At 70.0% G+C, this 22,293-nt stretch carries 19 protein-coding genes; 9 read left to right on the top strand and 10 right to left on the bottom strand.

The genetic code is table 11. The annotated features are described in order from the left end of the window. Positions 1–310 precede the first annotated feature (310 nt). The gene (locus ACFVXE_RS16925) at positions 311–877 is read left to right on the top strand and encodes a DJ-1/PfpI family protein (RefSeq protein ID WP_389671908.1); all 567 of its coding nucleotides are present in this window, start codon (positions 311–313) and stop codon (positions 875–877) included. A gap of 55 nt (positions 878–932) precedes the next feature. Here the strand turns inward: ACFVXE_RS16925 and ACFVXE_RS16920 are convergent, their stop codons facing one another. Then, positions 933–1,604 carry an HAD family hydrolase gene (locus ACFVXE_RS16920; protein WP_389671907.1) on the bottom strand — a complete coding sequence of 224 codons (672 nt, stop codon included), beginning with the start codon at positions 1,602–1,604 and terminating at the stop codon, positions 933–935. Between the two features lie 35 nt (positions 1,605–1,639). Beyond that, a complete protein-coding gene (locus tag ACFVXE_RS16915; protein WP_389671906.1) occupies positions 1,640–2,146 on the bottom strand; it encodes a DUF6912 family protein in 507 nt (168 codons plus the stop codon). A 290-nt stretch (positions 2,147–2,436) separates the two neighbouring features. On the opposite strand from ACFVXE_RS16915, the gene ACFVXE_RS16910 reads away from it, so the two are divergent. After that, the gene (locus tag ACFVXE_RS16910; protein ID WP_389671905.1) at positions 2,437–2,862 is read left to right on the top strand and encodes an Rv3235 family protein; all 426 of its coding nucleotides are present in this window, start codon (positions 2,437–2,439) and stop codon (positions 2,860–2,862) included. A 149-nt stretch (positions 2,863–3,011) separates the two neighbouring features. Here ACFVXE_RS16910 and secA read toward each other — a convergent pair whose 3' ends face one another. Beyond that, a complete protein-coding gene (gene secA / locus ACFVXE_RS16905; protein WP_389671904.1) occupies positions 3,012–5,837 on the bottom strand; it encodes a preprotein translocase subunit SecA in 2,826 nt (941 codons plus the stop codon). Between the two features lie 240 nt (positions 5,838–6,077). Between secA and ACFVXE_RS16900 the strand changes: the two genes are divergently transcribed. Together ACFVXE_RS16900 and ACFVXE_RS16895 are read left to right on the top strand one after the other, a co-directional pair. Then, positions 6,078–6,689, top strand: a complete 612-nt coding sequence (locus ACFVXE_RS16900) for a GNAT family N-acetyltransferase (protein ID WP_389671903.1) — start codon at positions 6,078–6,080, stop codon at positions 6,687–6,689. Positions 6,690–6,722: 33 nt separating this feature from the next. Further along, complete coding sequence (locus ACFVXE_RS16895) at positions 6,723–7,898, top strand: winged helix-turn-helix domain-containing protein (protein WP_389671902.1); 1,176 nt, start codon at positions 6,723–6,725, stop codon at positions 7,896–7,898. A 28-nt stretch (positions 7,899–7,926) separates the two neighbouring features. Here the strand turns inward: ACFVXE_RS16895 and ACFVXE_RS16890 are convergent, their stop codons facing one another. The 7 genes from ACFVXE_RS16890 to mtnA all read right to left on the bottom strand — a co-directional run bounded on the left by ACFVXE_RS16890 (position 7,927) and on the right by mtnA (position 16,555). Beyond that, entirely contained in the window at positions 7,927–8,682 is a 756-nt protein-coding gene (locus tag ACFVXE_RS16890) for a response regulator (RefSeq protein WP_389671901.1), read from the bottom strand. Between the two features lie 185 nt (positions 8,683–8,867). Then, positions 8,868–9,557, bottom strand: coding sequence for a ribosome hibernation-promoting factor, HPF/YfiA family (gene hpf, locus ACFVXE_RS16885; protein WP_389671900.1), 690 nt, complete (start codon positions 9,555–9,557; stop codon positions 8,868–8,870). 325 nt (positions 9,558–9,882) lie between these two features. Continuing rightward, positions 9,883–10,608, bottom strand: coding sequence for a ComF family protein (locus ACFVXE_RS16880; protein WP_389671899.1), 726 nt, complete (start codon positions 10,606–10,608; stop codon positions 9,883–9,885). A gap of 229 nt (positions 10,609–10,837) precedes the next feature. Continuing rightward, a complete protein-coding gene (locus ACFVXE_RS16875) occupies positions 10,838–12,703 on the bottom strand; it encodes an LpqB family beta-propeller domain-containing protein (protein ID WP_389671898.1) in 1,866 nt (621 codons plus the stop codon). Continuing rightward, a complete protein-coding gene (gene mtrB, locus ACFVXE_RS16870; RefSeq protein ID WP_389671897.1) occupies positions 12,693–14,714 on the bottom strand; it encodes an MtrAB system histidine kinase MtrB in 2,022 nt (673 codons plus the stop codon). Before mtrB ends, ACFVXE_RS16875 begins: the two co-directional genes overlap by 11 nt. Before the next feature lies 1 nt (position 14,715). After that, positions 14,716–15,405, bottom strand: coding sequence for a two-component system response regulator MtrA (gene mtrA / locus ACFVXE_RS16865; protein WP_007448372.1), 690 nt, complete (start codon positions 15,403–15,405; stop codon positions 14,716–14,718). A gap of 4 nt (positions 15,406–15,409) precedes the next feature. After that, positions 15,410–16,555, bottom strand: coding sequence for an S-methyl-5-thioribose-1-phosphate isomerase (gene mtnA, locus ACFVXE_RS16860; protein WP_389671896.1), 1,146 nt, complete (start codon positions 16,553–16,555; stop codon positions 15,410–15,412). 140 nt (positions 16,556–16,695) lie between these two features. On the opposite strand from mtnA, the gene ACFVXE_RS16855 reads away from it, so the two are divergent. The 5 genes from ACFVXE_RS16855 to ACFVXE_RS16835 are packed head-to-tail and all read left to right on the top strand — an operon-like array spanning position 16,696 to position 22,145. After that, positions 16,696–17,895, top strand: coding sequence for a glycerophosphoryl diester phosphodiesterase membrane domain-containing protein (locus ACFVXE_RS16855; protein WP_389671895.1), 1,200 nt, complete (start codon positions 16,696–16,698; stop codon positions 17,893–17,895). Positions 17,896–17,899: 4 nt separating this feature from the next. Continuing rightward, positions 17,900–18,589: a DUF4129 domain-containing protein gene (locus ACFVXE_RS16850; RefSeq protein WP_389671894.1), complete on the top strand. Its 690-nt coding sequence runs from the start codon at positions 17,900–17,902 to the stop codon at positions 18,587–18,589. Next, on the top strand, positions 18,586–19,827 hold the full coding sequence (locus ACFVXE_RS16845; protein WP_389671893.1) for a DUF4350 domain-containing protein: 1,242 nt from the start codon (positions 18,586–18,588) through the stop codon (positions 19,825–19,827). The genes ACFVXE_RS16850 and ACFVXE_RS16845 overlap by 4 nt, the downstream gene beginning before the upstream one ends. Further along, the gene (locus ACFVXE_RS16840; protein ID WP_389671892.1) at positions 19,824–20,825 is read left to right on the top strand and encodes an AAA family ATPase; all 1,002 of its coding nucleotides are present in this window, start codon (positions 19,824–19,826) and stop codon (positions 20,823–20,825) included. The genes ACFVXE_RS16845 and ACFVXE_RS16840 overlap by 4 nt, the downstream gene beginning before the upstream one ends. A gap of 9 nt (positions 20,826–20,834) precedes the next feature. Beyond that, positions 20,835–22,145, top strand: a complete 1,311-nt coding sequence (locus tag ACFVXE_RS16835; RefSeq protein WP_389671891.1) for a DUF58 domain-containing protein — start codon at positions 20,835–20,837, stop codon at positions 22,143–22,145. Positions 22,146–22,293 lie beyond the last annotated feature (148 nt).

Below are 22,293 nucleotides of genomic sequence, written 5' to 3'. Positions count from 1 at the left end.
TTTCCGGTCCGAGACGACGCTATGCCGCTATGAGAGATACCCGGGACCATATTGGCCATTTTTGGCAGTCGGTCCGGGATGAGGGGATCAGTCATCGCCCGGGCACGGTGGCACTCCGGGCGCAGGCCGGGGGCTTCGCTGCCCCCGAGGCATATCGCGCTGATCACGGGTCCAGGCTATCTCCCCCACACCCGGTACCGTCATGAGCCGTATGTGTACAAAAGAAGACCCCGAACTTTGACACTCTGGACAGCGCGCGACGGGCGGATGCACGCTTACCGGAGACGTCCGCGCGAGGGGAGCCCGCACCATGGCACCGAAGATCCTGATCGTCACCGGCGACGCAGCAGAGTCCCTGGAGGTCCTCTACCCCTACCAGCGGCTGCGCGAGGAGGGGTACGACGTCCACATCGCGGCTCCCACCCGCAAGACGCTCCGCTTCGTGGTCCACGACTTCGAGCCGGGCTTCGACACGTACACCGAGAAGCCGGGCTACACGTGGCCGGCCGATCTGGCGTTCTCCGAGGTCGATCCCGGTGACTACGTCGCGCTGGTGATCCCCGGCGGGCGCGCGCCGGAGTATCTGCGCAACGACGCCGAGCTCCGCAAGCTCCTCAAGGCCTTCTTCGACTCGGACAGGCCGGTGGCCCAGATCTGCCACGGCCCCCTGCTGACGGCGGCCATCGGCGAACTGGGCGGCCGCCGCGTCACGGCGTACCCCGCGCTGGAACTCGACATGCAGGCGGCCGGCGCCACCTTCGAGGACGCCGAAGCGGTCGTCGACGGCACCCTGGTCTCGTCCCGCGCCTGGCCGGACCACTCGGCCTGGATGCGCGAATTCCTGAAGGTCCTGCGCACCAAGGCCCCGGTGAGCTGAAGCCGCTCGTCACCCGGCCGGCGGTGAGGAACCCTGGGCCGCCGGTCGGGAGGCCTCAGCCGGTCATCTGTTCGGCAAGCTCCACGGCCTCGGAGAGGCTGTCCACGACCGGCACCCCGGCCGCCTCCAGGCTGGCCCGGCTGTGCGACCCCCCGGTGTAGAGCACCGCTCCGGCGCCGACGTGCGCCGCGGCCAGCGCGTCGTCCACCGCGTCACCGATGACCACCGTGCGCTCCGGTGATATGCCGTCCAGGGCGGCAAGGTGCCGCGCCATGTGCAGCGCCTTGCTGCCGCCGGACGGGCCGGTGCGGCCGTCGACCCGGGTGAAGTGCCGCTCGATCCCGTACCCCCGCACCACCGGGACCAGCTGTTCGTGGACGTACATGCTCAGGAGCGACTGGCTGTGCCCGGCGAGCTGCCACTGCGCCAGCAGATCCGCGGCCCCCTCGGTCAGTCCGCAGACGACCCGCTGCTCTGCGTAGTACCGGTGGAAGATTCCGTCCATCCGCTCCCACTCGGCCTCGGTGGGCAGCCGGCCCATCAGCCGCTCGTAGAAGCGGGGGATCGGGACGCAGTACATCTCGCGGTACTGCTCCAGCGTGATCGGCTCCAGGCCGACCTCGACGAACGCGGCGTTGGTCGCGCCGATGACCGCGGTGTTGTCGTCGAGCAGTGTGCCGTTCCAGTCCCAGACCAGATGCGTGCGGTGTTTCCCGTGCGTCCCCATGCAGAGAAAAATACCCGGTGGGTCCGACAACCGGGTCAGCCGATCAGGCCGGGGATCTCCTGCACCCCGAACCAGAGCAGCTCGTGGTCCTCGGCTCCGTCCACGGTGAACTGCGCGTCGTCGTCACCGAGGTCCGCCGCGCCGAGCGCCGCCGCGGCGGCCGCGACGTCCTTCTCCGCCTCGTCCGCGTCCACGTGCACCGCGGCTGCCTTCCTCAGCGCCACCGCGGACGCGATCCGCACCTCGCCGAGCGACGACGGGTCGAGGCTGTGGTCGGGGTCGGCTACGGCTTCCCCGTCCGGTACGTCGACGGCGACGACCACACGCCTGCGCGCCTCGTCCGGGTTTCCGGCGATCATCCGCAGCGAGGCGGACGCGGCCCGGCTCAGCGCCGCGTACTCCAGCTCCTCGAGGTCGTCGGAGACGTACCACTCGCGCAGCCCGGGGGTGACCGCGTACGCGGTCAGCGGACCGGGGCCGACTTCGCCCACCCCGTGCGCCGCTGCGAGACCGGAGAGGGTCAGGGGGACGTACACGCGCATGGCTGGCCGCTTTCGTAGTCGGAGACGCCCTCAGGATACGTGCGGCGTCCCCCTTCGGGGTTACGGGTGCGGCCCCCGGTCCGTCCACCCGGTGACCACGATTCACCCTCCTCGCACCTTCCCCGCAGGCCCCACCGCACCGGTTCCGTCACCCGGATAGGTGAACTCCGCCGACCACGCCCGGTGCCCCGGCGGTGCTTGCGGCCTCGCCCCGCGGCGCCGTAGAAGATCCACAACAGAAGTTACCGCCCGGTATAAAACCGGGCCCGGATCCACGGGGGCGATGAACGATGAGCGTGAACAGGACCCGGCCGGCCGGCCGTCACGACCGGCGAGGGCCCGGCACGGTGCCGCCGCAGCGGATGCGGACACCGCAGCGGATGCGCCCGCACCAGTGGTTCGCCGAACGCCTCCTCGCGGTCCTCAGCGGCCAGCGGCCGGTGCACTGGATGCTCGGCCACACGATCGGTGAGGCGTACGACCAGCTCGCCGAGCTGGCCCCCGGGACCCCGCTCAGGGCCCGCGGCGCCCGCCCGGTGGTGCGCCAGTGCCACGGCGCCCAGCCGGCCCCGGGAGTCGTGGAGGCCTGCGCGAGCATCGCGGCCGGGGAGCAGGTGCGCGCGATGGCCTTCCGCCTGGAACAGGGCCCCGATCTCCGCTGGCGCTGCGCGGCGGTGGAACTCGGCGGCGCCACGTCGGGCAGGCCCGTCGGCTGAGGAGGGCTCCACCACCTGGCCCCGAGGGGCCGGGGAGAGAAGAACCCCGCCGCATCCGCCCCGTACACGGCTGGGGCCGGACACCTGTCGGTGCCCGGCCCCAGCCGCCTCACTTGCCCCTCCGCGCCCACCGGGCGCGAGCGGACCCGCTACTTCTTGCGGCGACGCCCGCCGCCGCCGTTCTTCTGCGCCTTGCGCCGCTCCGCGCGGGTGAGCCCGTCCGACTCCAGACCGGCCCCGCCGTCACCGTTGGCGAAGTCGCCCTCGACGACACCGCCCTCACCGTCCACGGTCGGAGCGGAGAAGTGCAGCCGGTCCGGGCGCTGCGGAGCGTCGAGCCCCTTCGCCCGGATCTCCGGACGCGGGGAGGCCGACACCGCGGCATCCTCCTTGACCAGGGACGTCTGCTCGGCGCCGTCCTGGACCGGAACCTCCTCGACCTGCTGCTCGACCTGGACCTCCAGGTTGAACAGGTAGCCGACGGACTCCTCCTTGATGCCCTCCATCATGGCGTTGAACATGTCGAAGCCCTCGCGCTGGTACTCGACCAGCGGGTCCTTCTGCGCCATGGCCCGCAGACCGATGCCCTCCTGGAGGTAGTCCATCTCGTAGAGGTGCTCACGCCACTTGCGGTCCAGGACGGACAGCACCACACGTCGCTCCAGCTCACGCATGATGTCCGAGCCGAGCTGCTTCTCACGCTCGTCGTACTGCTCGTGGATGTCGTCCTTGATGGACTCACCGATGAACTCGGCCGTGATGCCGGCACGGTCCCCGGCGGCCTCCTCCAGCTCATCGACGGTGACCTTCACCGGGTAGAGCTGCTTGAACGCGCCCCACAGCCGGTCGAGGTCCCACTCCTCGGCGAAGCCCTCGGCGGTCTCCTGCCGGATGTAGTCGTCGATCGTGTCGTCCATGAAGTGGCGGATCTGCTCCTGCAGGTCCTCGCCCTCCAGGACGCGACGACGCTCCCCGTAGATGACCTCGCGCTGCCGGTTGAGCACCTCGTCGTACTTCAGGACGTTCTTACGCGTCTCGAAGTTCTGCTGCTCGACCTGCGACTGCGCCGACGCGATCGCCCGCGTCACCATCTTGTTCTCGATCGGCACGTCGTCCGGCACATTCGCCATCGACATCACGCGCTCGACCATCTGCGCCTTGAACAGCCGCATCAGGTCGTCGCCGAGCGACAGGTAGAAACGGGACTCGCCCGGGTCGCCCTGACGGCCGGAACGACCGCGCAGCTGGTTGTCGATGCGCCGCGACTCGTGCCGCTCGGTGCCGAGGACGTACAGCCCGCCGAGCTCCTTGACCTCTTCGAACTCCGCCTTGACGGCCAGCTCGGCCTTCTCCAGGGCGGCCGGCAGCGCGGCGGCCCACTCCTCGACGTGCTCGACCGGGTCGAGGCCGCGCTGGCGCAGCTCCGCCTCGGCGAGGTCGTCGGGGTTGCCGCCGAGCTTGATGTCCGTACCACGGCCGGCCATGTTCGTGGCGACCGTGACCGCGCCCTTGCGTCCGGCCTGGGCGACGATCGTCGCCTCACGGTCGTGCTGCTTGGCGTTGAGGACCTCATGCTGCACGCCGCGCTTGGAGAGCTGCTGCGAGAGGTACTCGGACTTCTCGACCGAAGTGGTGCCGACCAGGATCGGCTGGCCCTTCTCGTGCTTCTCGGCGATGTCGTCGACGACCGCGGCGAACTTGGCGACCTCGGTGCGGTAGATCAGGTCCGACTGGTCGGCCCGGACCATCGGCCGGTTCGTCGGGATCGGCACGACGCCCAGCTTGTAGATCTGGTGGAACTCGGCGGCCTCGGTCATCGCCGTACCGGTCATGCCGGAGAGCTTGCCGTAGAGACGGAAGAAGTTCTGCAGGGTGATCGTGGCGAGGGTCTGGTTCTCGTCCTTGATGTCCACCCCTTCCTTCGCCTCGATCGCCTGGTGCATGCCCTCGTTGTAGCGGCGGCCGGCGAGGATACGGCCGGTGTGCTCGTCGACGATCATGACTTCGCCGTCGATGACGACGTAGTCCTTGTCCTTCTTGAAGAGTTCCTTGGCCTTGATGGCGTTGTTGAGGTAGCCGACGAGCGGGGTGTTCACCGACTCGTACAGGTTGTCGATGCCGAGCCAGTCCTCGACCTTCGAGACGCCGGGCTCGTGGATGGCCACGGTCCGCTTCTTCTCGTCGACCTCGTAGTCGCCGGTCTCCTCGATGCCCTTGAGCGGGTTGCCCGCCTCGCCCTTCTTGAGGCGCGTGACGAGCTTGGCGAAGTCGCCGTACCACTTCGTGGCCTGGTCCGCCGGGCCGGAGATGATCAGCGGCGTACGGGCCTCGTCGACGAGGATCGAGTCGACCTCGTCGACCACCGCGAAGTTGTGGCCGCGCTGGACGAGCTCGTCCGCGGACCACGCCATGTTGTCGCGGAGGTAGTCGAAGCCGAACTCGTTGTTCGTGCCGTACGTGATGTCGCAGGCGTACTGCTCACGGCGCTGGGCCGGCGTCATGTTGGCGAGGATGCAGCCGACGGTCAGGCCCAGGAACTTGTGGACGCGGCCCATCATCTCGGAGTCGCGCTCGGCCAGATAGTCGTTGACCGTGATCAGGTGCACGCCCTTGCCGGAGAGCGCGTTGAGATACGTGGGCAGGGTGCCGACGAGGGTCTTCCCCTCACCGGTCTTCATCTCGGCCACGTAGCCGAGGTGCAGAGCCGCTCCGCCCATCATCTGGACGTCGTAGTGGCGCTGTCCGAGGACGCGCTTGGCGGCCTCACGGACCGTGGCGAATGCCTCGGGGAGCAGGTCGTCCAGGCTCTCGCCGTCCGCGTACCGTTCCTTGTACTCGTCGGTGAGCGCCCGCAGCTCGGCGTCGGAGAGGTTGACAAAGTCCTCTTCGATGGAGCTGACCTGGTCCGCGATGCGGTGCAGTTTGCGCAGGATCTTGCCTTCGCCTGCACGCATGAGCTTGTTGAAGACGGACACTGAGGCTGGTCTCCTTGCCGGTCGGGCCTGGCACTGGTTCGTTTTACGGACGCTGGCGCGGGCACGGCAGGTGGGCCCCACCGCAACGGCCATCGTAAGCGAGGACCCCGCCGCGTCGGGAGGGCTGCCGCCGCGTTGAACCCGCTGTGCCCTTACGAATCAACGGATGGAGGGCTCCGAAGGTGCCGGGAAGCCCGAAAAGTACTCGCATCGGGGCCGGCACCTCACCAGAATCCGTACATGGAGCCGATCGCACTCACCACCGAACGCCTGCTGCTGCGTCCCTTCGCCCGGGGCGACGCGGAGGACGTGTACGCCGCCTGCCAGGACCCCGACATCCAGCGCTGGACGGTGGTCCCCTCCCCGTACGGCCTCGCCGACGCCGAACTCTTCACGGAGAAACTGTCCCCCGGTGGCTGGCAGGACGACTCGATGTACAACTTCGCGGTGGTCCGGCGCGACAGCGGGGCGCTGACCGGCGCGCTCGGCATCAACCGCCGAAGCCTGCCGGGGACGTACGAGGTGGGGTTCTGGACCGCGAAGGAGCACCGCGGTCTCGGCTTCATGACGGAGGCGGTACGGGCCGCGGCCCACTGGACGTTCACCTCGCTCGGCGGGGACCGGCTGGAATGGCGGGCCGAGGCCGGCAACGAGCCGTCGAGGGCGGTGGCGCGGCGGGCGGGCTTCCACATGGAGGGCGACCAGCGGTCGGGGCTGCTCAACAAGGGCGTGCGGCGTGACACCTGGGTCGGCGCGCTGCTCCCGTCCGACCTCGGCCTGCCGGGGACCAGCCCCTATCTCGCCGCGACGGCCCCCGGCGCCGGCCGAACGGACCTGCCCACGGCCCCGTGACCGATGTCAGTGCCGCCCTCTAGGGTTCGCTCCATGACGCCTGTGCCGCCTGCCGCCGCCGAACTCTCCGCCGACCAGGCGCGCAGGATCGCCCTGCGTGCCCAGGGCTTCCTCGGGGCGCCGGACCGCCGGGCCGGAGTGCCCGGCGTACTGCGGCACCTCGGTGCCGTACAGCTCGACACGATCTCGGTGCTGGCCCGGTCGCACGAACTGATCCCGTACGCACGCCTGGGCGCCGTCGGCCGTCGCACGGTGGAGGACGCGTACTGGTCGGGTGGCCGCGCCTTCGAGTACTGGTCGCACGCGGCGTGCATCCTGCCGGTCGAGGAGTGGCCGCACTTCGCGTTCCGCCGCCGCGCCTACCGCTCGCGCCCGCACTGGCACCACGACCTGCCGGACGGCGCGTACGACACCGTGATCAAGCAGCTGCGCACCGAGGGCCCGCTGACGGCGACGGAGCTGGGCGGCGCGAAGAACGGCGGGGAATGGTGGGACTGGTCCGCGTCGAAGGTCGCCGTCGAGCGGGCGCTGATGTACGGCGAGGTGGTGTGCACCGAGCGGCGCGGCTGGAAGCGGGTGTACGACCTCGCGGAGCGGGCGCTGCCCGATGCCGTGCTCCACGACGACCTGGACGACACGGAGTGTCTGCGCCGACTGGTCGCGCTCGCCGGCCGGTCCCTGGGGGTCGGCACCCGCGCGGACATCGCGGACTACCACCGGCTGAAGGCCGAACAGTTCGACGCGGTGGTGGCGGACTCCGGACTGGTGCCGGTGACGGTGCAGGGCTGGGCGAAGCCCGCCTGGGCCGACCCGGCGGCGCTGGGATCGGAACCGCGCGGACGGCACCGGACGACGCTGCTGTCGCCGTTCGACTCACTGATCTGGGAGCGGGCCCGCACGGAGCGGATCTTCGGCTTCACCCACCGCCTGGAGGCTTACGTCCCCAAACCCAAGCGGGTGCACGGCTATTTCGCGATGCCACTGCTGGCCGGCGGAAAACTGGAGGGCCGGGTCGATCCGGCCCGCGAGGGCAGCACTCTGGTCGCACGGCAGGTGACCCTGGCGGGCGCGAAGGCCGTCGTACCGATGGCCGAGGCGCTGGTGGAAGCGGCGTCCTGGGTCGGCTGCACCACCGTACGACTGGAGAGGGTGGACGCACCGGAGCTGCGCGAGCCGCTCACCCGGGAAATCGCCCGCGCACTCGCCTGACCCACTGCGCGGTGTATCTGATCCCCGTTTACCGGATCTCCAGGATCTTCTCCCGCATGGCATAGACCACTGCTTCCATCCTGGAGTGCAGCTGGAGCTTCTCCAGAATGTTGCGGACGTGGTTCTTCACCGTGTTCTCGGAAATGAACAGTTCCTTCGCGATATCGCGATTGTTCATGCCCGTGGCAACCAGTTTGAGGACTTCGAGCTCCCGGTCGGTGAGCCGCGGCGCCGGCACCAGCCTGCGCTCGTCGGTCCGCTGGATCATCGACTTGAATTCGGTGAGCAGTTTGGACGCCATGGACGGACTGATCTGAGACTGTCCGTCGGCGACCGCACGGATCGCCGTGGCCACCTCGTCCGTCGAGATCTCCTTGAGGAGATAGCCGGTGGCACCCGCTTTGATCGCGTCGTAGAGGTCGGCCTCCTCGTCGCTGATCGTCAGCATGATGATCTTCGCACTCGGGGCCACCTCCTTGATCGAGGTACAGGCCTCGATGCCGCCGCGCTTCGGCATCCGCACGTCCATCAGCACGATGTCGGGCAGCAGATCGGCCGCTTTGTCGACCGCCTCCGCCCCGTCACCCGCCTCGCCGACGACCTGGATGTCCTCCTCCTGGGCAAGGACGATTTCCAGACCCCTGCGGAAGAGCGCATGGTCATCCACCACCAGGACGCGGATCGGCTCCTTCCGGGAACCGCTCTCCGCGTCCGCGCCGGTATCGGCACAGGCAGCGTCATAGGCATCACTCGCGTCGCGCACGGGCCCGAAGGTGTCCGCCATCGTTCCTCCCCCTGAAGGCCATGGCCTGAAGTTCACAACTGTCCGCCAACGGCATTTCACAGAGCACCGATTGGCTTGGTCCGCCATGCTTTCATGCCTGGACGAGAGAGCGGTGGTCCTGTGGTCGCACACGGGTGCCCCTGGTGGCGCAATTACGCTCCCAGGGGCACCACCGATGCGAGGCGTCAGCCGCCGAGTGCACCGCCCGCGCCGCCCGCCTCGTCGGCGGCCAGCGGGTCGGTCCTCAGGTGAATGACACCGTAGTCGTAGGCGTGCCGCCGGTAGACGACACTGGGTTCCTTCGTCTCGGCGTCGACGAACAGATAGAAGTCGTGCCCGACCAGCTCCATCTCGTAGAGCGCCTGGTCGAGCAGCATGGGTGCGGCGACGTGCGTCTTCTCGCGCATCACCAGCGGTCCTTCGCCCTGGACCTCGAGCGAACCGATCCTGGTGGTGGGTACGGAAGGTGTCGCACTGTCGGCGGTCAGGTCGCCCTCGCTGTTGAACGACGCAGCGCCCGCCACGGTCTCAGCGACTTCGGCGGCGGGAATCCGGCCGTTGCCCCGACGGCTGTGGCGCTTGTCGTGCTGCTTGCGCAGCCTCGCCTCCAGCTTGCCGGTGGCCAGGTCCAACGCTGCGTAGGGGTCGGCTGCGGCCGCTTCCGCACGAATGACCGGTCCACGCGAGCGGAGCGTGATCTCCACCCGGTCGGAACGGTCGGCCTGACGGGGGTTTGGCTCCTTGGACACCTCGACGTCGAGGCTGATCACCTTGCCGTCGATCTTCTGGATCTTGTCCAGCTTCAGCTTCTCGGCCACGTGCTTGCGGAACCGCTCGGGCACCTCGGTTTTGCGGCCCTTGACGACGATGTCCACGCAGAACTCCGTTCCCGGATCGCTCCGCTCAGCGGCGGAGCATCTCCCTTTTGCACCAGGCTCCGGTGGTCGCCGGAGCCGCGGACTCGGTGACTTCCACCTCCTCCTCCCCCATCGGAGAGGACTCCACCCCACCGACTTTTCGGGTTCTGGACCATCGGTGAGTTACCTGCCCGAAACCTGGTGGTGCATTCATCGAGGTACGGCATTCACCTTCCCTCACAACCGAACATAGCCTGCCCGGCCTGCTGTCGGCACCCGCTACTCGCACGTACCTCCGTTCGGGGGACTTCACCCCTCCACCACCTGCAGCGATGCAAGTTCACTACCCGTTCCGGTTTATTTCGAAGGCGGACGGAGATGCTGCAACAACGGCTGCCTGGCCCGTTCCGGAGCCGCTCCCTGCGCGCGGTCCCGCGGCGCCGATCGCGCGTGCCGCCTCCGCCAGTGAGGCCCCGGTCGTCAGAAGATCGTCCACAAGCACTACCCGTTCGGCCGCAACCAGCCGTTCACCACCGGACACCACCTCCAGCGCGCCCGCCAGATTCTCCTGCCGCTCCCGGGCGCCCAGCCCCGACTGGTCGGCAACCGGGCGGCGTTGCCGCAGCACCGCGGCCACCCGGGCCGGCATCCCGGTCCGCCGCAACTCCGCAGCGGTGGCCAGCGCGATCCGGCGTGTCGGGTCGTGCCCGCGTGCCGCCACCGCCCGCCGGGCCGACGGCACGGGTACGAGCAGCAGTGGTGCCGTACCGCCGGTCCGCCCCGTCCCGGCCCGTACCGCACCCGCCAACGCTCTGCCGAGCCCCCGCGAGAGACCGAGTGCCCCACGCTCCTTGTGGGCCAGGAGCACCGCCCGTACCGCGTTCTCGTACGGGGCGGCGGCATGCACCACCGGCAGCCCGGCCGGCTCCGGCTCGGGTCTCACCCGGCGAGGGACCGCGCCGTACAGCGCCGCCCGGCACTCCTCGCACAGCTCGCTCCGCGGCCTGCCGCAGCCACCGCAGGACACCGGCAGGACCAGTCCGGCGATCTCTTGCCACCACCCCCGCATGACTCCACTGTGCCCCTGCCGCGCGCGCCCGGCCACCCCTGTGGAAAACCCGGACGCCCGGACCGGCCGCAGCGCCCGCGACCAGGCGGTACGCCCCTCAGCCTCGGTCCAGGGCCATGCCGGGGCAGGGCCGGGACACCTGCCGCGGCAGGCCCGGCAGCCCGGGCCTGTCCGGGCAACGGCTCCGGGTCGGGTCGGGTCTCAGCACGTCAGGTGGACCGGCCGCGTCTCAGCCCGGGTAGACCAGCGACGAGCCCTCCTTGAGCACCGTCTGCCAGTTGTCCCCCGGCGACAGCTTCACTATCCCGTCGCCCTCGGTGTCCGCCATCAGCGGCAGCTGCTCGTCGTCCGCCGCCGCGACCGACGAGACCTGGTTCGCCCCGGGCAGCACGCCCGATGCCGGTGCCGAACCGTCCGCCTGGACGTAACGCACCTGCTGCACACCGCCCTGCTCCTTACCGACCACCACGAGGCGGCTCCGGCCCGACCAGGACATCGCGGTGACATCGGTCAGCTGCGGCGCGGCCTGCCTCAGCTCGACGACGGAGACCTCCTGCTTCTCCCCCGCTCCCTGACGCTCGATCCGGCCGATCTTCAGCGTGGTGTGTCCGTCGTCCGTCAGCAGCAGCGCGATCCGCACCCCGTCGGCGGACAGCCGCAGCGCCTCGATCCGCGCGCCGTCCAGTCCCGGCACCATGACCTCCAGCGGCTGGCCGGTTCCGCCGGTGAACCGCAGGAGCCGGGCGTCGTCCGGATCCCGGTCGGCCACCCAGAGGTCGCCCCGGCCGTCCCAGCTGGGCGCCGAGAGGCGGTTTTCCGGGTTCTTCGCCTTGCTGGTCACGGAGGGCGCCGGCAGCTCGTCCTCGGAGGCGATGGAGGAGACGTAGAGGGACGCGCCGTTCTGCGAGACCGCGGCGGCCGACTGTTCGTCACGGGCCACGCCGACCGTGCTCATCCGCACCGGGCCGTCGCCCAGCGGGCCGGTCACCGGCTCAGGTTCACCGCTGCCCCTGGTACTGCCGGGGATGCGCTGGACGTGCCCCTTGGCATCGACGAAGTACTGGCTGTCGGGTCCGCCCGACGAACCGTCCGGGGCGAACTCCTCCGCCTGGTCCGCGTCCAGTACGCACAACGGCGAACCGTCGGACCGCTGCAGTTCGACCTGCTCGACGCGGGCGGACGTCAGGTCGCGCACGGTGTAGAACACTTGAGAGGCCATCATGCGGCAGGACCGCTGCCCCACTTCGTCCGACTTCTTGTTCAGCGGGACCTTCAGCACGTTGCGGTCGTCGGGCACCAGCGTGCTGACGCCCTTGCGCAGGGCCGTACCGGTGGGGAAGCGGGAGTCGACCACCGGGCGCAGCCAGTTGGTCGGGCCCTTGATGAGACTGCGGACCGTCTGCGTCACGGTGTCCATCCCCGTGATCGGATCCGTCCGGTTGCGGACGTAGACGGGATCGGTGACCAGGGTCGACTGACCTGCTGTCGGCCCGCTGGCGAAGTAGTACTTGTTGACGGAGCGGTAGAGACGCTTGAAGTCGGACTGGCCGAGCAGGAGACCGTCCGGCACGGCGTCGATGCGCCACTCCTTGCCGTCGGCGCCGTTCTGTCGGACCAGGTGCAGGGTGCGGCTGTAATCCATCGGCGCGACCGGCTGATAGGCGCTCTGCCCGTCGACCGTCGCCACCTTCTCACCCGTCAGTGTGTAGCTCAGCCCCGTGCTGTTCCGGTCGCTGTCGCGGATCGGGCGGTCGCTCCGGTTCGGCGCCTTGGAGAGCACCGTGGTGAACGCGCTCGGCCTCCAGGTACGCGACGCTTCCTTCGTCAGGTACTTACGGGTCGTCCGGAACTCGGGGTCGTCACTGGTCATGGACTCCAGGAAGCCGTCGACCACCTCCTGGGGGGTGGCGTTCTCACGCGGCGCGACCGCGTACACCTGCACCTGGGAGTCGCCGGGCTGCGAGGCGTCGACCGCCTTGACGTCGCCGGTGACGGGCATCGAGCCGCACGCGGACAGCAGCACGGCTCCGCATCCCACCAGCGCGGCCAGCCCCACCGCACGTCCTCGGCCGTCCTGTCGGCGGTCAGCGCCCACGAGTCGTGTCCTCCCGCTCCGGGTCCTGCGTCGCAGGGTCGATGTCGCCGCCGGACCGGCCCTCGGCGGGGCGGGCGACCACGCGCGCCCCGTTGCCCGGCAGAGCCGCCGGATGCACCGAGGCCGGCGCCGTACGGGGCGCCGCGGAGGTTCGCGGCGGTACGGGCAGCGTCGGACGGTCCGGGCCGCCCGGCTGGGTGGGCACCGTGGTCAGCCGGTGCTCGCTCCCGCTCCGGCCGGTGTCCGCGGGCCGATCCCGGCTCTCCCGGTTACGCCGTGAGTCCTCGGGCTCCAGCGGTATCGGTGATCCGCGCAGCGGTTCGTCCGCCGTACGCGGCAGCGTGAGCCGGAACTGCGACCCGCCCCCCGGCTCGCCCCACGCCTGCAGCCAGCCGCCGTGCAGCCGGGCGTCCTCCACGGCGATCGACAGCCCGAGGCCGGTGCCCCCGGTCGTTCGCGCCCGCGCCGGGTCGGCCCGCCAGAACCGGTTGAAGACCCGGGTCGCCTCACCGGGCTTGAGTCCGACGCCGTAGTCCCGGACGGCTATGGCGACCGCGCCTCCGGCCACCCCCATCCGCACCACGACGTCCCGGCCCTCGCCGTGCTCGACGGCGTTGACGACGAGGTTGCGCAGAACACGCTCGACCCGTCGCGCGTCGACCTCCGCGATCACCGGCTGTTCGTCACCGACGACCCGGATCCGGGTGCCCTTGCGTTCGGCGAGCGGTTCGGCGCCGCCGATCACCCGTCGCACGACCTGCCGCAGATCGATCGGTTCGGCCTCCAGCGCCGCCGCGCCCGCGTCGAAGCGGCTGATCTCCAGCAGATCGGAGAGCAGCGACTCGAAACGGTCGAGCTGATCACCGAGGAGCTCCGCGGAGCGCGCAGTCACGGGATCGAAGTCGACACGCGCCTCATGGATGACATCGGCGGCCATCCGAACGGTGGTGAGAGGTGTGCGCAGCTCGTGCGAGACGTCCGAGACGAAGCGGCGCTGCATCCGGGAGAGCTCCTCCAGCTGCTGGATCTTCAGCTGCAGGCTCTGCGCCATCTTGTTGAAGGCTTCACCGAGCCGGGCGATGTCGTCCTCGCCGGTGACCTTCATCCGCTCCTGGAGCCTGCCCGCGGAGAGCCGTTCGGCGATCCCGGCAGCCATCCGTACGGGTGTGACGACCTGCCGCACGACGAACCAGGCGATGGCCCCGAGCAGCACGACCACGAAGAGTCCCGCGGTCGCCAGCGTGCCCTTGACCAGGGTCAGGGACTTCTCCTCCTGCGTCAGCGGGAAGAGGTAGTAGAGCTGGTACGGATTGTGGTCGATGTCGTACAGGCGCTTGCCCACGACGAGTCCGGGCTGCGACTCCTGCCCGTTCGCGTACCGGATCAGGGAGTACGTCTGGAACGCGCCCGGCCCCTTGTCCACCGCCTTCCGCAGGCTCTGCGGGACGCTGGCCGCCTCCACGCTGCCCGAGCCGCGCGGCGCACGGGTGCCGTCGTCGGCACTGAGCGCCACGACGTTGAAGGCGTTCTTGCCACCGCTGGCGAGCTGATCGACGAGCTCGGTCCGCCACGAGTTGTTGGCGGTCGTGCCGTCCCCGGCGTCACCGCCCTGCCCACCGGGGGTGAGCGGGGTCGCCTTCTCCTGAGCCGCCGCGAAACCACCGGCGGCCTGTGTCTGGGCGGCCTTGCCCTTCGCATCGAGCAGGCCGTTGCGCACCTGCCCGATCACGACCAGGCCGAGCAGCAGCACCACACCGAGCGACATGAGCAGCGTGCCGGCCACGACACGCAGCTGGAGGTTGCGCCGCCACAGCCGCACGGCGGGCAGCAGCGGACGCCGCACCCAGCGCATCAGCAGTCGCGGCACAGGGCCGCCGGGCGCCCGGTCGTGGAACAACCGGCCGCCCGCCAGAAGACGCCCGAACACGGACGTCATGCTTTCCGGACCGGTAGCCCGCCCCGCGTGGACTCCCGGCTCCCCGGGCTTCGGAGCAGCGCTACCCAGGGACATGTCAGCTCGGTCCGGCCTTGTAACCGACGCCTCGGACGGTCACCACGATCTCCGGCCGCTCCGGGTCCTTCTCGACCTTGGAACGCAGCCGCTGGACGTGCACATTCACCAGCCGGGTGTCAGCGGCGTGGCGGTATCCCCACACCTGCTCGAGCAACACCTCACGGGTGAAGACCTGCCACGGCTTGCGGGCGAGCGCGACCAGCAGGTCGAACTCCAGCGGGGTCAGGGCGATCGACTGCCCCTCCCGCTTCACCGAGTGACCAGCCACATCGATGACCAGGTCACCGATGGTCAGCTGCTCCGGTGCCGGCTCTTCCGACCTGCGCAGACGTGCCCTGATCCGGGCAACCAACTCCTTAGGTTTGAACGGCTTGACGATGTAGTCGTCGGCCCCGGACTCCAGACCAACCACCACATCGACCGTGTCGCTCTTGGCAGTGAGCATGACGATCGGCACACCGGACTCGGCCCTGATCAGTCTGCAGACCTCGATGCCGTCCCGTCCGGGAAGCATGAGATCCAGCAGGACCAGGTCCGGCTTGGCCTCACGAAATGCAGCAAGTGCCTTGTCGCCGTCCGCTACGAACGACGGCTCGAACCCTTCACCACGCAGCACAATCCCGAGCATCTCGGCCAGTGCGGTGTCGTCGTCGACGACAAGGACGCGTCCCTTCATAATCGACATCATCCCATTAGCTAATCGTTATCTGCGATGACCTGGCACACAGCTCTGCCAGTCCGACCCCCGTGACCGGGGAAACTGCCCCCTCCTCCGTGACGATCGCCGTGATCAGTTCCGGCGGCGTGATGTCGAATGCGGGGTTGTACGCCTGGGTTCCCGGCGGCGCGACGGGGACTCCGCCCACCTCTCCGACCGCCCCACCCCGCGGCGGCGGTGTGAGCTCCGTCACTTCCCTCTCGGAGCGCTGCTCCACAATGATCGACGCCCCGTCCGCGGTCGCCAAGTCCACGGTCGTGGTCGGCGCCACCACGATGAACGGTACGTGGTGGTACTTCGCCAGCACCGCCAGCGGATAACTCCCGACCTTATTGGCCACGGACCCGTCCGCAGCGATGCGATCGGCCCCGATCAGCACGGCATCGACCTCCCCTGCGGCAAACAGCGAACCGGCGGCGTTGTCCGTGAGCAGGCTGTACGCCATCCCGTTGCGCGCCGCCTCGTACGCGGTCAGCCGGGCCCCCTGCAGCAACGGACGGGTCTCGTCCACCCAGAGCCGTCGCAGCTGTCCCGCCCGGTGGGCGCCCAGCGCCACCGCGAAGGCCGTTCCCTCGCCGCCCGAGACGAGTGCGCCGGAGTTGCAGTGGGTCAGAAGCTGGTGCCCGCCGCCGGGCAGCAGTTCCTCCAGCAGCGCGAGACCGTACCCCGCCATGCGCCGGCTGGCCTCGGCATCCTCCTCATGCAGCGCCTCGGCCTCCGCCAGCGCCACCGCGGCGGCCTGCCGCGGGTCCGCCCCCTTGTCCAGTGCCGCCCAGTACGCCCCCGCCGCGCGCCGCACCCCGTACCCGAGGTTCACCGCGGTGGGCCGCGCCCCTTCCAGCAGACCCGCGGCCTCCGCGACGTCGTGGCCCCGGGCCGCGGCCAATGCCACCCCGTACGCCCCTGCGATGCCCAGCAACGGCGCCCCGCGCACGGCCAGCGTCCGGATCGCCCGCACCAGCCCGGGCACATCCGTACACACCAGCGCCACCTCCTCGGCCGGCAGCCGCGTCTGGTCGAGAAGCACCACCGCGGGACCTTCCGGAGGCTCGGCCCAGCGGATGGAGGGAAGCGCGGAAGGCTCGATGCCCACCGGCGATTGCGCGTCCTGATCAGCCATCCGCCCAGTCTGCCCGGTGAACCGTCCACAAATGAAGGTACGAAGGAGATGGAGCACCCGGCCCGTACCAGGGCAACGCGTGGCACGATGGCTGCCAACCTGCCGCCCCGATCAGCGGACAGGACCGTGAAGGAGCGACAATGAACGACACTCCGGGCTGGGCCTCGCCCGGATCTGCCCCCTCCGACGGCCAGGAGACGGGCATCCCCCGGCCTTCCGAGCCCATCGACGGCAGCGGGCCGGCGGGCAACTGGTCCTCCGCGCAGCCGCCCGCCGGGCAGTGGTCCGCACCGAACAGTCCCGGCCCCGGCGCACCACCACCGGCCCCCGGCTGGGGCGGCGGGCCGCAGGTATCCGGTTGGGGGCGTCCGCCCGCAGCTGCGAAGCCCGGTGTCATCCCGCTCCGCCCGCTCGGCGTGGGCGAGATCCTCGACGGTGCCGTCTCCACGATGCGCGCGCACTGGCGCACGGTCCTCGGTGTCACGCTCGCCGTCTCCGTGATCGCCCAGCTGGCGATCATCCTCGTGCAGCGCTACCTGCTGCCGGAGCCCGCCGCCGTCGATCCGGCCGCGACCGGTACTGAAGCGCTCCGCCAGACAGCCGACTCCCTGCAGTCCAGCGCGGTCTACAGTGCGCCGTCGACGCTCGTCACCCTGATCGCGACGCTCTTCACCACTTCCGTACTCACCGTTGTGATCAGCCGCTCGGTACTGGGTCGCCCCGTGACGCTCTCCGAAGCCTGGGCCGAGGCACGGCCCAGGCTTCTCCGGCTGCTGGGCCTGACTCTCCTGATGGCGCTGATGACCGCCGCGATCATGGCCGTCGGCGTGCTCCCGGGCGCGCTGATCGGATCGGCCGCCGGAGTCGCCCTCTCCCTCTTGGGATTCATGGCGGCCTGCGTCGTGATCGTCTGGCTGATGGTCCGTTTCTGCCTCGCCTCTCCGGCGCTGATGCTGGAACGGCAGTCGATCACCGCCTCGATGCGCCGCTCCGCCAAGCTGGTCCGGGGCGCCTGGTGGCGAGTGTTCGGCATCCTGCTCCTCACCGGACTGCTGACGCTCATCGTGACCCTGATCGTCGCGATCCCGTTCGGCATCATCGGCATGGTCGTGGACGGCGCCGACCTCGGTGCGTTCGTCTCCGGCGAGTCCACCGACCTCGGCTGGCCGTTCCTGATCGTCTCCGGTATCGGCGAAGTGATCACCTCGACGATCACCTACCCGCTCTCCGCCGGTGTGATGGCCCTGCTCTATGTGGACCAGCGCATCCGCCGGGAGGCACTCGACCTCGAACTCGCCCGGGCGGCCGGTCTGCCCGGCTACGACGACACCAGGGGCTGATGCCGTGTCGGGGGCGGGGGGCACGCCGGCAGCACGACTGATGATCCGCGTGGGCGGCGACATACCGGTGGGCACTCCACGCGATCCTGCCCGTGAGGCGGCGAAGCACGAGTTGTCCAAACCGATGTACCACGAGCACGACCCGAACCTGCTCCAGCGCGGCCTCGACCGGCTCTGGGAATGGCTCGACGATCTCTTCGCGACGGCCTCGGACGCCGCACCCGGCGGACCGGTCGGGCTGATCGTCCTCGTGCTGGTGGCCATCGGCCTGGCTGTCGCACTCCGGTGGCGGCTGGGCACGCCGCAACGCAGTCCCCGCCCCCCGGGCACTCTCTTCGACGACAGCCCGCGCGGCGCGGCGGAGCACCGGACCGCCGCCGAGGCGCACGCCGCCGCCCAACGGTGGAACGACGCCGTCCAGGAACGCATGCGCGCCATCGTCCGCTCCCTGGAGGAACGCGCCCTGCTCGATCCCCGGCCCGGCCGCACCGCCGACGAGGCCGCCGCCGAGGCAGGCCGATCGCTGCCCGGACACGCAATACCTCTCCGCGCCGCCGCCAGGGAGTTCGACGGCATCACATACGGCGGCCGGAACGCCGACCGGCAGGCGTATCTGACCCTGCGGGAGCTCGACCTCGATCTCGAGAGCGCCAAGCCCCTGCCGACCACCTCGGTCCGGGCGGCCGCCGAATGACTACGCCCACCGCCACCTCCCCTCCGGGGTCCGTCACCTCGACGTCGCCCGCTTCGCTGTCTCTCACCCGTCGCCAGGTCTGGACCCGCATCCGCGGTCTGCTGCTCGCCCTGCTCCTTCTCGTGGGCGCCGGTATCGCTCTGGCCGCCTTCCACTCCGGTGCGCAGCACGGCCGGCTCGACCCCCGCTCCGCCGATCAGCACGGCAGCCGAGCCGTCGCGCAACTCCTCGAGGACCGCGGTGTCTCGGTACGGGTGGTCACCACACTCGACGAGGCCGGGGCCGCAGCGGGTTCCGACACCACTCTGCTCGTCACCTCTCCCGACCTGCTGACCCCGCATCAGCAAGGTGAGCTCCGCGCCGCGACCGCCGGTTCGGCCGGCCGCACCGTCCTTCTCTCGGCAGGCCCCACGTCCGTCGGCCGCCTGGCTCCCGGAGTCCGAGCCGTGTCCCCCGGCCCGGTTTCCGCCCGCGCCCCACGGTGTTCGCTGGCTGCCGCCCGTGGCGCAGGCAACGCCGACACAGGCGGCTTCCGCTACATCTCGGACGGCCTCGACAGCATCGCCTGCTACCCCGCAGAAGGCCTCCCCACCCTGCTCCTGATCCGGGAGCAGGGCGCCGGTGACACGGCCCTCCTGGGCTCCGCCGACTTCCTCTACAACGACCGGCTCGACAGCTGGGGCAACGCTTCGCTGGCCCTGCAACTCCTCGGTTCCCGCCCGCATCTGATCTGGTACCTCCCCTCGTTCGACGACCCCTCCGCCGCCCGCGACGGCGAAGCCGGTGGGCCCGGAACGGGCAACGACCGGAGCTTCGCCGATCTGATCCCCCCGGGCTGGCTGTGGGGAACTCTGCAGCTCTTCGTCGCCGCCGTGCTCGCCGCCGTCTGGCGTGCCCGCCGGCTCGGCCCTCTGGTCACCGAGCAGCTGCCCGTGGCCATTCGCGCCTCCGAATCCACCGAGGGCCGCGCCCGCCTCTACCGCCGGGCGAACGCCCGCGACCGAGCCGCGTCCTCATTGCGATCCGCCACCCGCACCCGTGTCGCGCCCCTCGTCGGCGTCTCCCTCCGCGACGCCCATGTCTCTTCGGTGCTCCTGCCCGCCGTCGCCACGCACCTCAACACCACCGACGGCAGTCCAGGCACCCTGCTCTTCGGCCCGGCTCCCGCCGATGACGCCGCCCTCGTCCGCCTGGCAGACCAACTCGACATCCTCGAAAGAGAGGTACGCACTTCATGAGCGCCCCGCCCCCAGTGCCCGCCGGGACAACCGAGACCGTCGGGAGCGACGACGCCGCCCGCGCATCCCTGGAAGCTCTGCGCTCCGAGATCGCCAAGGCAGTGGTCGGTCAGGACCCGGCCGTCACCGGTCTCGTCGTCGCACTGCTCTGCCGAGGCCACGTCCTCCTGGAAGGCGTCCCCGGAGTGGCCAAGACCCTGTTGGTCCGCGCTCTCGCCGCCTCACTCGAACTCGACACCAAACGTGTCCAGTTCACCCCCGACCTGATGCCGAGCGACGTCACCGGATCCTTGGTCTACGACGCCCGTACCGCCGAGTTCTCCTTCCAGCCCGGCCCGGTCTTCACCAACCTCCTTCTTGCCGACGAGATCAACCGCACGCCCCCCAAGACACAGTCCTCTCTCCTCGAAGCGATGGAGGAACGTCAGGTCACCGTTGACGGAACCCCTCGGCTCCTGCCGGAGCCCTTCCTGGTCGCCGCCACGCAGAATCCCGTCGAGTACGAAGGCACGTACCCGCTCCCCGAGGCCCAACTGGACCGGTTCCTACTCAAACTGACGGTGCCTCTGCCGTCGCGCGACGAGGAGATCGATGTCCTGACCCGCCACGCGGACGGCTTCAATCCCCGTGATCTGCTGTCAGCAGGCGTACGACCGGTTGCCGGACCTGACGACCTGGAGGCCGCGCGCGCCGCCGTCGCCAAGACCACGGTCTCCCCCGCGATCGCCGGCTACGTAGTCGATATCTGTCGTGCCACGCGTGAATCCCCCTCGCTCTCCCTCGGTGTCTCCCCCCGAGGCGCTACCGCCCTGCTGTCCACGGCGCGGGCCTGGGCCTGGCTCACCGGCCGTGACTACGTCATCCCGGACGACGTGAAAGCGCTGGCCCTTCCCACGCTCCGTCATCGCATCCAACTGCGGCCCGAGGCGGAGATGGAGGGAGTCACACCCGACTCCGTCATCACCGCGGTCCTCGCCCACGTCCCCGTTCCCCGATAGGAGCCGACCATGGCTCTCACCGGACGAGCAGCGCTCATCGCGGCTCTGGGATCACTCCCCGTAGCCACCCTGGCCCCGAGCTGGACAGGGATCCTTGCGGTCAACGCCCCGCTCTCTCTAGCAATTCTGTGCGACTACGCGCTGGCTGCGCCAGTCCGAAAGCTCCAGTTCACTCGATCCGGTGACACAACCGTTCGACTCGGCGAAGGGGCACAGGTACAACTGACCGTAACCAATCCCTCTCGTCGTCGCCTGCGTGCGCAACTCCGCGATGCCTGGCCGCCCAGCAGCTGGTCCGCCGGCACGGAACAGGCGGCGTCCCGCCACCCGCTGGACGTCCCGGCCGGGGAACGGCGGCGTCTCACCACGCTCCTGCGTCCCAGCCGCCGCGGCGATCGCCGGGCCGAACGGGTCACCGTCCGCTCGTACGGTCCGCTGGGCCTGGCGGCCCGGCAGGGGAATCACTCGGTCCCGTGGACCGTGCGGGTGCTGCCGCCGTTCACCAGCCGCAAGCACCTGCCGTCGCGGCTTGCCCGGCTCCGTGAACTCGACGGTCGTACCAGCATGCTGACGCGGGGCGAGGGCACGGAGTTCGACAGTCTGCGTCCTTACGTCCCCGGTGACGACACCCGTTCCATCGACTGGCGGGCGACAGCGCGACAGTCGGCCGTCGCGGTCCGTACGTGGCGTCCCGAGCGGGATCGCCACATCCTCGTCGTTCTCGACACCGGACGCACCTCAGCGGGCCGGGTCGGCGATGTACCCCGTCTCGATGCCGCGATGGATGCGACGCTGCTCCTCACGGCTCTTGCGACACGCGCCGGCGACCGTGTGGATCTGCTCGCCTACGATCGCCGAGTCCGAGCCCGGGTCCAGGGGCGCGGTTCGCGTGAGGTGCTGTCCGCCATGGTGGCTGCGCTGGCCCCGCTCGATTCCGAATTGGTGGAGACCGATGCCCGCGGTCTCAGCGCCGCCGCCCTGGCCGGCGCCCCTCGGAGCTCTCTGATCGTTCTTCTCACCAGTCTGGACGCGGCCCCGGTAGAAGAGGGGCTGCTCCCCGTCCTGCCGCAGCTCACCCACCGCCACACGGTGCTGGTGGCTGCGGTCGCCGATCCACACATCGAGAAGATGGCCGACGCCCGCGGCACCGTGGACGCGGTCTACGAGGCTGCGGCGGCGAGCCAGACCCGGGCTCAGCGGTTCCGCACCGCAGAACAGCTCCAGCGCCAAGGCGTGGTGGTTGTCGATGCCACACCTGACAATCTCTCTCCGGCTCTGGCCGACGCCTATCTTGCTCTCAAAGCAGCCGGTCGGCTCTGAAACGATGAACCCCACCACACACTCTACGAGGAGTCCCGGGTGGTTAACGGCCCGTGAACGCAGAAAAGCCCCGCACCAGAGGTGCGGGGCTTTCCCGGAATAATTGTTCGGCGGCGTCCTACTCTCCCACAGGGTCCCCCCTGCAGTA

Origin of the sequence: Streptomyces sp. NPDC058231 (genome assembly GCF_042882275.1) — a bacterium.
Taxonomy (GTDB): Bacteria; Actinomycetota; Actinomycetes; order Streptomycetales; family Streptomycetaceae; genus Streptomyces.
Note: the sequence above shows the minus strand (reverse complement) of the source record. Positions and strands in the feature narration are given on the sequence as shown.